General features: G+C 73.7%; 12 protein-coding genes. 6 read left to right on the plus strand and 6 right to left on the minus strand.

Translation table 11 applies throughout. The annotated features are described in order from the left end of the window. Positions 1 to 55: 55 nt before the first annotated feature. Both ACFQ79_RS38205 and ACFQ79_RS38210 read right to left on the minus strand, forming a co-directional pair. Entirely contained in the window at positions 56 to 391 is a 336-nt protein-coding gene (locus ACFQ79_RS38205) for a hypothetical protein (protein WP_383592375.1), read from the minus strand. 164 nt (positions 392 to 555) lie between these two features. Continuing rightward, positions 556 to 1,338, minus strand: a complete 783-nt coding sequence (locus tag ACFQ79_RS38210; protein WP_266964477.1) for a hypothetical protein — start codon at positions 1,336 to 1,338, stop codon at positions 556 to 558. A 248-nt stretch (positions 1,339 to 1,586) separates the two neighbouring features. Here ACFQ79_RS38210 and ACFQ79_RS38215 point away from each other — a divergent pair, with 248 nt between their 5' ends. Continuing rightward, a complete protein-coding gene (locus ACFQ79_RS38215; protein WP_383592378.1) occupies positions 1,587 to 2,189 on the plus strand; it encodes a transglycosylase family protein in 603 nt (200 codons plus the stop codon). 15 nt (positions 2,190 to 2,204) lie between these two features. Here the strand turns inward: ACFQ79_RS38215 and ACFQ79_RS38220 are convergent, their stop codons facing one another. Genes ACFQ79_RS38220 through ACFQ79_RS38230 form a run of 3 tightly spaced genes read right to left on the minus strand, consistent with a single transcriptional unit; the run spans position 2,205 to position 5,877 of the window. Further along, positions 2,205 to 2,849 carry an ATP-binding cassette domain-containing protein gene (locus tag ACFQ79_RS38220; RefSeq protein ID WP_383592380.1) on the minus strand — a complete coding sequence of 215 codons (645 nt, stop codon included), beginning with the start codon at positions 2,847 to 2,849 and terminating at the stop codon, positions 2,205 to 2,207. After that, positions 2,846 to 5,440: an ATP-binding cassette domain-containing protein gene (locus ACFQ79_RS38225; protein WP_383592402.1), complete on the minus strand. Its 2,595-nt coding sequence runs from the start codon at positions 5,438 to 5,440 to the stop codon at positions 2,846 to 2,848. Before ACFQ79_RS38225 ends, ACFQ79_RS38220 begins: the two co-directional genes overlap by 4 nt. Next, positions 5,440 to 5,877 carry a hypothetical protein gene (locus tag ACFQ79_RS38230; protein WP_383592383.1) on the minus strand — a complete coding sequence of 146 codons (438 nt, stop codon included), beginning with the start codon at positions 5,875 to 5,877 and terminating at the stop codon, positions 5,440 to 5,442. The genes ACFQ79_RS38225 and ACFQ79_RS38230 overlap by 1 nt, the downstream gene beginning before the upstream one ends. Before the next feature lie 117 nt (positions 5,878 to 5,994). Here ACFQ79_RS38230 and ACFQ79_RS38235 point away from each other — a divergent pair, with 117 nt between their 5' ends. The 4 genes from ACFQ79_RS38235 (at position 5,995) to ACFQ79_RS38250 (ending at position 10,271) form a co-directional block, all read left to right on the plus strand. Next, positions 5,995 to 6,528, plus strand: a complete 534-nt coding sequence (locus tag ACFQ79_RS38235) for a hypothetical protein (RefSeq protein ID WP_383592386.1) — start codon at positions 5,995 to 5,997, stop codon at positions 6,526 to 6,528. Then, entirely contained in the window at positions 6,506 to 7,846 is a 1,341-nt protein-coding gene (locus tag ACFQ79_RS38240; protein WP_383592389.1) for an ABC transporter substrate-binding protein, read from the plus strand. Before ACFQ79_RS38235 ends, ACFQ79_RS38240 begins: the two co-directional genes overlap by 23 nt. A gap of 91 nt (positions 7,847 to 7,937) precedes the next feature. Then, positions 7,938 to 9,212: a glycosyltransferase family 4 protein gene (locus ACFQ79_RS38245; protein ID WP_383592392.1), complete on the plus strand. Its 1,275-nt coding sequence runs from the start codon at positions 7,938 to 7,940 to the stop codon at positions 9,210 to 9,212. A gap of 72 nt (positions 9,213 to 9,284) precedes the next feature. Further along, positions 9,285 to 10,271, plus strand: a complete 987-nt coding sequence (locus ACFQ79_RS38250) for a helix-turn-helix transcriptional regulator (RefSeq protein ID WP_383592395.1) — start codon at positions 9,285 to 9,287, stop codon at positions 10,269 to 10,271. Here ACFQ79_RS38250 and ctaD read toward each other — a convergent pair. Further along, positions 10,210 to 11,922 (minus strand): cytochrome c oxidase subunit I, encoded by a 1,713-nt coding sequence (gene ctaD / locus ACFQ79_RS38255; protein ID WP_383592397.1) that lies wholly within the window; start codon positions 11,920 to 11,922, stop codon positions 10,210 to 10,212. The two genes, ACFQ79_RS38250 and ctaD, sit on opposite strands and share 62 nt — an antisense overlap. 311 nt (positions 11,923 to 12,233) lie before the next feature. On the opposite strand from ctaD, the gene ACFQ79_RS38260 reads away from it, so the two are divergent. Then, the gene (locus tag ACFQ79_RS38260; protein ID WP_383592400.1) at positions 12,234 to 12,449 is read left to right on the plus strand and encodes an I78 family peptidase inhibitor; all 216 of its coding nucleotides are present in this window, start codon (positions 12,234 to 12,236) and stop codon (positions 12,447 to 12,449) included. The last annotated feature ends 85 nt before the right edge of the window (positions 12,450 to 12,534 follow it).

Below are 12,534 nucleotides of genomic sequence, written 5' to 3' on the forward strand. Positions count from 1 at the left end.
GGGCCGGGGCGATCGCGCCCCGGCCCTCCGCCGTTCCCCCGGTGTGCCGTGTGCCCTAGAGGCCCCTGCGGGGCCCCGGCGGCAGGGCCGCCTGGGTGTGGGTGTGCGTCGGCGGGTACGGGGCCGACCACGCCGTGGGATACGCCGACGTGTACCGGTGGCCCTGCCCGTTTCCGTGCACGCCCGTGCTCGCCGCCGTACCGAACGCCCGGAACGTCAGTTCCTCCTCGCCGCTGCGGTCGCCCGGCAGCGTGCGGAACGACCTGCGGTACTCCGAGTACAGGGCGTCGTAGATCGGCGTGGGCGAGGCCCCCGCCGAGACGTCCTGCGCAGGGCGCATCGACGGGATCTGACTCGGATACGGCTGGAGGAAAGGGTCGTATGCGTGCACGTAGGTGCCAACGACCCCGCCGCCCGTCGGATGCGGGCGGCTCTCCGAAAGAGGCGCACGCCGGGGCCGCGGCACGGTCGGGGTCGCCGGACCGGCGGAGCCCGTCGGCCCCGTCGGTACGCCGTGGACCCGCGCCCACCCTATGCCCGGCCGGCCGGCCTCCATCAGGTACCGGCCAGCGGCATCGCGGCGGCGACCAGGCGCCCGTTCGCCGCGGCCTTCTCCAACGCGTCGCGCAGCAGGTCCTCGCGCGGCTGCTGGCCGATCGAGCCGACCGGGGCGGCGAAGACCAGCACCGTGTGCGACTTGTTGGCCGCCGCACGCCAGCCCTCCGTGACCTGGAGCGGCTGGTGCGCCTGCCACCAGGCGGCCTGCCCGGCGCCGCCGGGGCCCGGCTGGAGGACGGAGTGCAGCTGGCCCATGGCGACCAGGACCGACCAGCCCGGCAGCGCCGCCGGCTTCTCGTCGAGGTTCATGACCTGGTGGAAGCCCTGGTCGGCCAGGAGCGGCAGGAACTCGTCGGTGAGACCGTCCGAACCCGGACGGGCCACCGGCGCGGTCGGCTCCACGACGAGGGCCGGGTGCAGCTCGCCCTGGATCAGGACGAGACCGCTGGTGACACCGAGCACGGCCTGCTCGGGGTGGGCGGCGGACAGCGCGTCGGCGGTGTCCGATGCGGTGATGGAGGCGACGGCGCCCTGGAGCTGCTCCTCCGCGACCCGGACGACCTGCGACGGAATGCAGCTGGCGTGGGCGAACGCGAGGACCGCGGTCTCGTCGCCGACGAACAGCACCGTGCTGGTGCGTTCCTGCTCGGAGTCACCCGGCGTGCGGCAGGAGGTGCAGTCGTAGCTGCCCGGGGCGTTGTCGCCGGCGAGCAGCCGGTCCGCTTCTTCGTCGCCGATCTCGGCGCGTACGTCCTCGCTGACGTCGAGCATGCGCGGCACGGGGGGCTCCCTGGACTCGGTACGGGGGGACGCCGGGCCGTTCCCGGTCGTCTCATGCCGAGTTCAACGGGTCAGGCTCGGCCGGGGTCACGCGTGGAACCGAGGCAACTTGCCACCGGCTCGTGCGGAAGAGGGCGGGCGGGGCTCCGAGGAGCACCGGAACGCGGGTGACTCCGACCGGGTGGGGTGTGAACAGTGTTCCGCGCGGCACGGGCCGGGGGCGGCGCGACGCTGCCTAGCCTGCCCCGATGTCGAAGATCCGATTTTGGACGACGGGTTCGCTCGTGGCGGCCTCCGCCGCCGCGCTGCTGACCCTGGCCCCGGCACCCGCCCAGGCCCGGGACGTGCCGGCCGGGCCCCGGAACGCGTCCGCCGTGCTCCGGGACGTGGCCGACGGGCTTCGGGCGGCCGCGGCCGTGCCCGCCTACCCCTGCGCCAAGGACCAGTGGCCGTGGGGCTGTGTCGCCGAGTGCGAGAGCAGTGGGAACTGGCACATCAACACCGGCAACGGCTTCTACGGCGGGCTCCAGTTCTGGCACCCGACCTGGGTCGAGCACGGCGGACTGCGGTACGCGCCCCGCGCCGACCTGGCGACCCGCCCCCAGCAGATCGCCGTCGCGGAGGAGGTGCTCCGCACCCAGGGATGGCAGGCCTGGCCGGTCTGTTCCAAGCGGTACGGACTGAGCGGGCGCGCCCACACCGTCAAGGCGGGCGACACCCTCAGCTCCATCGCCCGCCGCTTCGCGATCAAGGGCGGCTGGAAGGCGCTGTACGCGGCGAACCGGAGCGTCATCGGGCCCGATCCGAACCGGGTCGTCATCGGGACGATGCTGCGGATCGACCCGCTGTGACGGGTCTCGGCGCCGTCACCGCAGCTCGGCCCGCTCCCCGCTGAACGCGAGCGAGCCGCGCCGCAGCTCGTGCACGAGGGTCCCGGGCGGCAGCCCGTCCGGGACCCGCTGCTCCGCCAGGACCACGGCGGCGCCGCCCTCCACGGCGAGCGCGACCAGCCCTCGGTACGTACGGGCGGCCACCGGCGGGGCCAGGCCGAGCGACGGCTCGTCGACCAGCACCACGCGCGCGTGGACGGGGGGAAGGGCTCGGGAGAGGGCCAGCATGCGGCGCTCGCCGCCGGAGAGGGTCCCGGCGGTGCGGTCCAGGAGGGGGACGAGCTCGGGGTACGGGGGACCGGCGCCGGGACGGGTGAGCGCGAGGTTCTCGGCGACGGTGAGGCCCGCGTACACCGCCTGCAGGTCCGGTACGAAGCACAGCCCGCGGCGGGCCCGTTCGTGCGCCGAGAGGCGGGTCACGTCGGCGCCCCGCCACAGGACCCGGCCGGCGGAGAGCCGTACCGTGCCGGCGAGGGCGCGCAGGGCCGTCGTCCGTCCCGAGCCGTTACGGCCCAGGAGGACGGTGACCGTGCCGGCCGGGACGGGCAGGTCCAGGCCGTGCAGGGCCTCCAGGGGGCCGTAGCGGACCCGGGCGGCGCGCAGCGCGATCTCGACGCTCATGACACGATCCGGCCGCCTTCCATGATGTGCACGGTGTGGGCGATGCCCGCGACGAGGTCCGGGTCGTGTTCGACGATCAGGACGGTCAGTCCGTCCGCGGCCAGGGCGGCGAGGACCCGGGCGAGCGCGGCCGTCTCGGCGGCGTCGAGGCCGGCGGCGGGTTCGTCGAGGAGCAGGGTGTGCGGCTGCCCCGCGAGCGCCCGGGCCAGCTCGACCCGGCGCAGCGTTCCGGTGGGCAGGTCCGCCGCCGCGGCGTGCCGTACGGATCCGGCGAGGCCGAGGAGGCGGAGGCTCCGCTCGACCGCGGCGGGGTCCTTCCGGACGTGGCCCTGCTCCTCGCCGAGGCGGACGTTCTCCTCGACGGTGAGGGACGGGAAGACGGCGAGGCGCTGGAAGGTGCGGGCGATGCCGAGGCGGGTGCGGGCATGGGCCGAGCGGTGGGTGATGTCGACGCCGTCGAGGGTGACCCGGCCCTCGCGGGGGCGGAGGGTGCCGGCGAGACAGTCGAAGAGGGTGCTCTTGCCGGCGCCGTTGGGGCCGACGAGGGCGGTGACGCGGGAGGGGGCGAGGTCGAGGGTGACGCGGTCAAGGGCGGTGATCCCTCCGGGGTGGGTGAGGGTGAGGTTGTGAGCGCGGAGGCGCTTCGGGGGTGTGGGGGCGTCGGCGGGTGTGGGTGTGGGTGCGGGTGCGTTGTCGGCCGCGGGCCGGTGGGGGTGCGTCCGGCCTTCGGCCGGACTGGGGTTCCCCACCGCACCACCCGTGCGACTGATGGAGAAACGTGCCGGTCTTCTCGTGGGGGCGTCGGCGCCGTCGGCGGCCTTCCGCGGGTGGGTTCTCTGCGGCAGCAGGTTCAGGAGCGGGGGGATCCTGGCCGTCAGGGTGGCCAGGAGACCCAGGGTCAGCGCCGCGGTGCCCGCGTACGCGCCCGCGTCGAGGGTCGTCAGGAGGGCCGCCGCCACCAGCGGGGTCAGGAGGCTGTCCGCGCCCAGGACCAGGACCGCGGCGAACCACAGCAGGCCGCGGACCGGGTCGTACGCCTCCGGGTCGAAGGCGCGCAGGCCCATGCCGAGCAGGCCGCCGCCCAGGGCCGCCAGGGCCGCGCCCAGGACGAACGCGAGGAGCTTCAGGCCGGGGACCGCGACGCCCGCCGCCTCCGCGCCCGGCTCGTGGTCCCGCAGCGCCGCGAGCGCCCGGCCGGTGCGGCCCCGGCGGAGCGCCGCCACCAGGACCAGGCAGCCCGCGAGGACGAGGAGTTCGAGGGCGTAGAAGGCGCGGTCGTCGGAGAAGCCCGCCGGGCGGTCGAGGGACAGACCGGCCGTCGCGTACGGCTGGACGAGGACGAAGCGGCTCACCGCCACGCCCGTCGCCAGCGTCACGAGCGCCAGCGCCAGGCCGTGCCGGCGGATCGCCGGCCGGGCCGTGAGCAGGCCCGCCGCCGCCACCAGCGGCACCGCCAGGCCGAGGGCCAGGAGGCCCGGGACCCCGTGTGCCGTGAGCAGCGCCGTGAACAGGGCGCCCAGGCCCGCGTACGCCGCCTGCCCGAGCGCGATCTGGCCGCCCCGTCCCGCCACCACGACCAGGGACAGCAGGATCACCGCGAGCGCCGGGACCTGGATCGCCGTGTGCAGGTCCGAGCCCGCGAACCCGAGCGGGAGCAGGAACAGCACGCCCGTGACGAGCCACACGGCTCCCGGCACCCGTGCCGGGCGCACCGGGGGCGGCAGGGCGTCCCGGCCCTTGCCGCCGATGCCCGGCAGGACGAGGGCGGCGACCAGGAGCGCCACGACGAACAGGTTCGCCCCGACGGCCTGGAGCAGCGGTCCCGCCCATCCTTCCGGGTGCAGCCGGGTGAGCTGGGCCTGGGCGACGCCGATGGCGAGCGCGGCCAGGACGGCGACCGGCAGGGACCGCATCCGGGCGATGACGGCGACCGCGATCACCTCGAGGACGAGCAGCGGCATCCCGTACGGGTCGAGCCGTACGTAGGGTGCGAGGAGCACCCCCGTGAGTCCGGCGGTGAACGAGCCGAAGGCCCAGCCCGCCGCCGCGACCCGGTCCGCGTCGATCCCGGAGAGCACGGCGAGCGGCCGGTTGTCGATCACGGCCCGCAGTTCCCGCCCGAAGCGGGTCCACCGGGTCACCGCCCCCACCAGGCAGGCGAGCGCCACCACCGCGCCGAGCTGGGCCCAGGGATCGTCGCCGAGGAGCACGGGCACGTCGTCGCGGGCCCCCGGGCCCCACACGAGTACCGCCGCGCCCACGAGCAGCACGAAGACACCGATGGAGGCCACCAGGGACTGCGCCGGGTCCGCCTCCCGCCGGGCGAGCGGCCGGAACACCCCGAGGTCCAGGACGAGTCCGATGCCGGGGGCGACGACGAGCAGGGTGACGAGGGCGCCCGCAGGCAGCGGCCAGCCCCAGCCGACCACCAGCTGGCGGAGCACGTACGCGCAGATCATGGCCACCGCGCCGTGGGCCAGGTTCAGGACGCCGGTCGCCCGGTAGGTGACGACCAGTCCGATCCCGGTGAGCGCGGCGGCGCTGCCGACGGCGAGGCCGGCGAGTGTCAGCTCGTACGTCAGGGAGGTCATCAGGGCGGCCACGGCTCGCACACCGGGCAGGGGGCCAGGGCCGCGTCCCCCGCCTCCGTCGCGTCCGGCTTGCCCGCGACCAGCGGGCAGTCCGGGCGGTGCGCGAGCGTTCCGCCCGGGACGCGGAGCGGCGGGCCGTCGGAGGAGGGCGGGGGAGTGTCCTCCGACGTGGGGCCGTCCGCCGCCGCCGAACCGTTCTCCGCCGTCCCCGGCGCGCGTGGTGCCGGCGGGCCTTCGGGCAGCGCGTACGCCGCCACCAGGAGGATCGCGCCCGCCGCGATCAGGGCCGCGCCCGGCACCGTGCACGAGGCCAGATAGGGCAGCTGCCGCTCCGCGAACCGCTCGCCGGAGATCCCGTACCAGCCGAGCACGCACAGCACCGCGCCCCCGGCGGCCGCCACGAGACCGCTCCAGAGCAGGATCCGGGATGTCGGCACGGCGACCTCCCTCGTCTCTTCCTCACGCTATGCCCTGATCTTGCACTATGCCCCGATACGTCCCACCCTGGAAGCATCGGGCCGTACGGCCCGGAGGGACACCCGGTGGTGAGCCAGATGGTTTTCGCACGACCCGGCCGACGCCCCCGGCTCGCCGCCCTCGCGGCCGCCGCCGTCCTGGCGCTGACCCCCGTCGTCGCGGGCTGCTCCGACGACGGCGCCGGCGGCGGAGAGGGCCGTGCCGACGGCACCGAGACCGCCACCGCGACCACCGCCCCCGCCGGGGCCGACGAACCCGACGATCCCGCCGCGGCCAAGGCGGAGATCACCAGGAACTGGACGGCGTTCTTCGACCCCGAGACTCCGGCTGCCGAGCGGGTGGGGCTCCTGGAGAACGGGGAGCAGATGCAGGAGGTCCTCGGCGCCTTCGGCGGCGACAAGAACGCCGCCCTGACCTCGGCGAAGGTCACCGGCGTCGAGTTCACCTCCGCCACCGAGGCCAACGTGACGTACGACCTGCTGGTCGGCGGAGCCCCCGCGCTGTCCGGCTCGCAAGGCACGTCCGTCCTCCAGAACGACACCTGGAAGGTCACCGTGAAGACGCTGTGCGGCCTCGTCCAGCTGAGCGGTGTCACCGTTCCGGGCTGCTGAGGCGGGAGCGGCGCTGCTCCTGGGCCTGCTGCTGCTTCTCCTCACGGCCTGCGGCAGCCGGCTCCCGGAGCGCGCCTTCGAGACGCGGCCCACCGCCAACCCCTCCGGCGGTGAGCCGCTCCGCGTCGGGATCATCACCAGCGTCACCAGCCCCGTCGGCGGACAGGCCTTCACGGGCACGCGCGACGGGGCCCGCGCCTGGTTCGACGCCCTCAACGCGCGCGGTGGCCTGGACGGGCGCCGGATCGAGGTCGAGATCTGCGACGACGGCGGCAGCGGCGTCGGCAACAACGCCTGCGTGCACCGGCTGATCGAAGAGCGCGGGGTCTTCGCCCTGGTCGCGACCACCGCCCTCGACTACGCGGGCGCGCCCCTCGTCTCCCGCGCCGGAGTGCCCGACATCGGCGGCCAGCCGCTCACCCCCGCGTACGACACCTATCCGCATCTGTACGGGATCTACGGCAGCTCCGCCCCGCGCACCGGGAGGGAACCCGGCTGGGGCGGGGTCCTGTACGGCGGGACCGAGGTCTACCGCTGGTTCGAGCAGGAGAAGGGGGCGCGCACCGCCGCCGTCGTCTCCTACAACCAGAGCGCGTCCGCCGCGTACGCCCGGCTGGTCACCCGGGGGCTGCGTGCCGAGGGCTACCGGGTCGTCGAGGAACAGGTGGACTTCGCCCTGCCCAACTTCCGCGCGGTCGCCGCCGATCTGCGGGCCCAGCACGTCGACGTCCTCTTCGACGCCATGGACACCCATGGCAACGTGCGCCTGTGCGAGGCGATGGAGGCCCTGGGCGTACGGGTCGACGCCAAGGTCACCAACGTGCAGAACTGGTCCTCGTCCGTCGCCCGCGACTACGCCCGCGCGCCCGGCTGCCGGAACGCGCTCTGGGCGACCGGCGCGAGCCGCAACCACCAGGACACCGGGCATCCGGCGGTCCGCGAGTTCCGGGCGGCGATGGGGGACCGGCCGCTGTCGCAGTGGCAGCTGGAGGGCTGGGCGGCGGCGATGTGGTTCACCGACGCGGCCCGTTCCTGCCTCGCCGGGCGCGGTGGCGCCGACGGGGAGACCCACGGCGCGGAGAGCGGCGGCGCCGGCGGGCTCACCCGCGCGTGCGTGGAGGCGTACCTGAACCGCCCGGAGGCGTACACCGCGCGGGGGCTGTTGCTCCCCGTCCGCTTCGAGCACCTCGCGCGACCGCCGGCGACCCGGAACACCTGTCTGTCCGTGGCCCGTTGGCAGGACGGCCGGGGCTGGGTGAGCCAGGGTGAGATGACGGAGAACTGCGCGACCGTGCCCCAGCTCGGCTACCGCCCCTGACGCTCCCTCGGCTACACGCCGTGAACGGCCCCCCTCTACCGGCAGTACAGTCGGGCGACCGATCAACTGACCGGGGGGAACCGGCAGCGCGATGCGTATCTCCTTTCTGCTCCACAACGGCTACCACTACGGCGGCACGATCCGGACGACGTTCACCCTCGCCGAGGAACTGGCGAAACGTCATGAGGTGGAGATCGTCTCGGTGTTCCGCCACCGCGACCGCCCGCTTCTCGGCCTTCCCTCGGGGGTGACCCTGCGCCACCTCGTCGACCTGCGCAAGGACAGCCCCGGATACGACGGCGACCACCCCGACTTCCACCGGCCCGCCGAGGCATTCCCGCGCGGCGACGGACGCTGGAAGCAGTACAGCGCGCTCACCGACGCCCGGATTGGGGAGCACCTCGGCGGCGTCGAGGCGGACGTCCTCGTCGGCACCCGCCCCGGGCTCAACGTGCAGCTCGTCCGGCAGGCCCGGCGGGGGCCGGTCCTCGTCGGACAGGAGCACCTGATCCTCGAAGGCCACTCCTTCCGGCTGCGCCGGGACATCGGCCACGAGTATGCGCTCCTCGACGCCGTCACCACCGTCACCGAGGCGGACGCCCGCGCCTACCGGGAGCTCGGGCTGCCCGGCGTGCGCGTCGAGTCCGTGCCCAACAGCGTGCCCGCGCCCCCGGGGCCGCCCGCCGACCCCGCGGCGAAGACCGTCGTCGCGGCGGGCCGGCTCACCCGCGTCAAGCGGTACGACCTGCTGATCGACGCCTTCGCCGAGGTCGCGGCCGACCACCCCGGATGGAGGCTGCGGATCTACGGCACCGGCGACGCCGTCCAGGACCTCAAGGGGCCGCTGACCCGGCAGATCAAGGAGCGCGGCCTCGGCGAGCAGGTCTTCCTGATGGGTTCGGCGACCCCGCTGGAGCCGGAGCTGGCCAAGGCCTCCATCGCCGCGGTGACCTCGCAGCGCGAGTCCTTCGGCATGACCATCGTCGAGGCGATGCGCTGCGGACTCCCGGTGGTCTCCACCGACTGCCCGCACGGGCCGGGCGAGATCATCGAGGACGGCGTCGACGGGTTCCTGGTGCCGGTCGACGACGTGGCGGCGTTCGCGCGGGCGCTGCGCCGGCTCGTCGAGGACGACGAGCTGCGGGCCAAGACGGCACGGGCGGCGCTCGACGCGTCCGAGCGGTTCGACCCGGTCCGGATCGCCGCCCGGCACGAGGCGCTGTGGACGGAGCTCGTCGAGCGGGGCGCGGGCCTGCGCAGCCACGCGCAGGCCCGGGTGACGTGGCACGCCGGGACCGGTCGGGTGATCGACGCGGTCTACACCCTGAAGGCGCGGGTCGGCCGGCTCGTCCGCCGCCTCCGCTGACCGACGGGCCCGCGCGGGCCGCCCGTTCATCGAGGACAGAAGTCGTCCGCGAGGGCTGGCAGACTCGGGGCCATGTTGGAGACCTCAGCACGGCTCTTGCGTCTGCTCTCGCTGCTCCAGGCCCACCGCGAGTGGTCCGGTGCCGACCTCGCCGACCGGCTCGGGGTCACGCCCCGCACGGTACGGCGGGACGTCGACCGGCTCCGCGAGCTCGGCTATCCGGTCAACGCGAGCCCCGGGACCGGCGGCGGGTACCAGCTGGGCGCCGGGGCCGAGCTGCCGCCGCTGCTCCTCGACGACGAGGAGGCCGTGGCGGTCGCCGTCGGTCTGCGCGCCGCCGCCGGGCAGGGGGTCGAGGGCATCGGCGAGAGTTCCGTACGTGCCCTGGCCAAGCTGGAGCAGGTGCTTCCGGGGCGGCTGCGGCGCCGGGTGAGCGCCCTGAACGCCTTCACCGTCCCGATGCTCCGCACCCCGCGCGAGCGGATCGACCCGGCCGTCCTCACCGAGCTCGCCAACGCCTGCCGGGACACCGAGCGGCTGCGTTTCGAGTACCGGGACCACGGCGGGTCCACCACCCGCAGGAACGTCGAGCCGCACCGTCTGGTCTGCAGCGAGCGCCGCTGGTACCTGGTCGCCTGGGACGTGGACCGGGCCGACTGGCGCACCTTCCGCGCCGACCGGATCGTGCCGACGCCGCCGCACGGGCCCCGCTTCCCGCCCCGTGAACCGCCCGCCGAGGATCTGGCCGCGTACGTGGCGAAGGGCGTGTCCACCTCGGCGTACGCGACGGAGGCGACGATCCGGCTGCATGTGCCGCTGGCCGAGGCCGCGGCGGCCGTCGGAGCGGCGGACGGCGTCCTGACGGCGGACGGGGAGGACGCCTGCCTGCTCAGGACCGGGGCCCACAGCCTCGATGTGATGGTGATCCACGTGTCGCTGATCGGCTTCGAGTTCGAGGTGCTCGACCCGCCGGAGCTGGTCGACCGGGTGCGGGCGCTCAGGGACCTGCTGTCCCGGTCCCTCGACCGGTCGGCCTCCGCTCCGGCGGAGGGCTCGTGATCCGCATCCGCTCGTAGGCCGCGAACTCGGGGTGGTGCAGGTCGAAGGCCGGCGCCTCGGAGCGGATCCGGGGGACGGCGTCGAAGTTGTGCCGGGGCGGCGGGCAGGAGGTGGCCCACTCGAGGGAGCGGCCGAAGCCCCACGGGTCGTCGACCTCGACCTTCGGCGCGTACAGCGTGGTCCGCCACACGTTGTAGAGGAACGGCAGGGTCGACGCGCCGAGCAGGAAGGCGCCGATGGTGGAGACGGTGTTGAGGGTGGTGAAGCCGTCCGCATCCAGGTAGTCGGCGTACCGCCGGGGCATGCCCTCCGCGCCGAGCCAGTGCTGCACCAGGAAGGTCAGGTGGAAGCCGGTGAAGAGGGTCCAGAAGTGGATCTTCCCGAGCCGCTCGTCGAGCATCCGGCCGGTGAACTTGGGCCACCAGAAGGTGAAGCCGGCGAAGGTCGCGAAGACGACCGTGCCGAAGACCGTGTAGTGGAAGTGGGCGACCACGAAGTACGAGTCGGTGACCGGGAAGTCCATCGGCGGCGAGGCGAGGATGACCCCGGTGAGGCCGCCGAAGAGGAACGACACCAGGAAGCCGACGCACCACAGCATCGGGGTCTCGAAGGAGAGCGAGCCCCGCAGCATCGTCCCGGTCCAGTTGAAGAACTTCACCCCGGTGGGCACCGCGATGAGGAACGAGAGCAGCGAGAAGAACGGCAGCAGCACCGCGCCCGTCGCGAACATGTGGTGGGCCCAGACGACCACCGAGAGGCCGGTGATCGCCATAGTGGCGGCGATCAGCGTGGTGTAGCCGAAGATCGGCTTGCGGGCGAAGACGGGGATGATCTCGCTGACGATCCCGAAGAACGGCAGCGCGATGATGTAGACCTCGGGGTGGCCGAAGAACCAGAAGAGGTGCTGCCAGAGCAGCGCGCCGCCGTTCTCGGGCTGGAAGACCACCGAGCCGAGGCGTCGGTCCGCCTCCAGGACGAGCAGGGCCGCGGCGAGCACGGGGAAGGCGACGATCACCAGGACCGCCGTGAAGAGCACGTTCCAGGTGAAGATCGGCATCCGGAACATGGTCATGCCGGGCGCCCGCATCCCGATGATGGTCGCGAGGAAGTTCACCGAGGTCAGGATGGTGCCGAAACCGGAGAGCGCGAGCCCCATGATCCACAGGTCGACGCCGATGCCGGGGGACCGCTCCAGGCTGTTGAGCGGGGCGTAGGCGGTCCAGCCGAAGGCGGCCGGGCCGGCCGGGGTGAGCAGCGAGCCGATCACCATCAGGCTGCCGAAGAGGAACAGCCAGTACGAGAACATGTTGAGCCGCGGGAAGGCGACGTCGGGCGAGCCGATCTGGAGCGGCACCAGCTCGTTGGCGAAGCCGGCGAAGGTCGGCGTGGCGAAGAGCAGCAGCATGATCGTGCCGTGCAGGGTGAAGGCCTGGTTGAACTCCTGGTTCGTGACCAGCTGGAGTCCCGGGCGGGCCAGCTCGGCCCGCATCAGCATCGCCATCAGTCCTGCGACGAGGAAGAAGACGAACGCGGTCACCAGATAGAGGTGGCCGATCTTCTTGTGGTCGGTGGTGGTGAGCCAGTCGATCAGGATCCGGCCGTGCCGCTCGCGGCTCGATTCGACGGTCGCGGTCGCTGTCCCGTTGCCCATCCGCTGCCTCCGCTCCGCGGTCGTCCCGGCTCCGCGTCTCCGGGCGTTCGGACAGCGTAAGCATTGTGTAAGGGAAGAGTGAGCGGCTCGCGTGCGCGTCGCCGAGACAATTCGGGACGGGCGGAGCCGGAAGAGCCGAATTATCCGCGTTCTATCGGCGGTTCCGGCGCCCTGGTGCGAACTGCCTGATGGCCTTCGGAATTACTGGAGAAACGGCCGGAATCCGTGTCCCGGAGTGACCGGGATCATGCCGAACATATGTCGAGAACTTGTGACACAAGCGTGACCGCCAAGGTACTAACGTGAGGGCCATGGCACCCACATCGCGCACTCCCGAACCGCCCCGCGACGCCCCCGAGGCCTATGTGGGCCTCGACGCGGAAGGCGCCGCACGGCTCGCCAGGACGCGGGGCTGGAGCACCGTGAGGTCGCTCCCGCCCGGCTCGATCATCACGATGGAGTACCTCGCAGGACGCATCAACTTCGAGGTCGAGGGCGGCACGGTCACCCGCTGCTGGCTCGGCTGAGAGGCAGGCGCCGGCACACCGGGCGCACGCGGTGTGTCCGAACCCGGGCATACGGAAGGGCCCCGGCCGATCCATCGGCCGGGGC

The sequence above is a fragment of the Streptomyces sp. NPDC056480 genome (genome assembly GCF_042795405.1).
GTDB lineage: Bacteria > Actinomycetota > Actinomycetes > Streptomycetales > Streptomycetaceae > Streptomyces.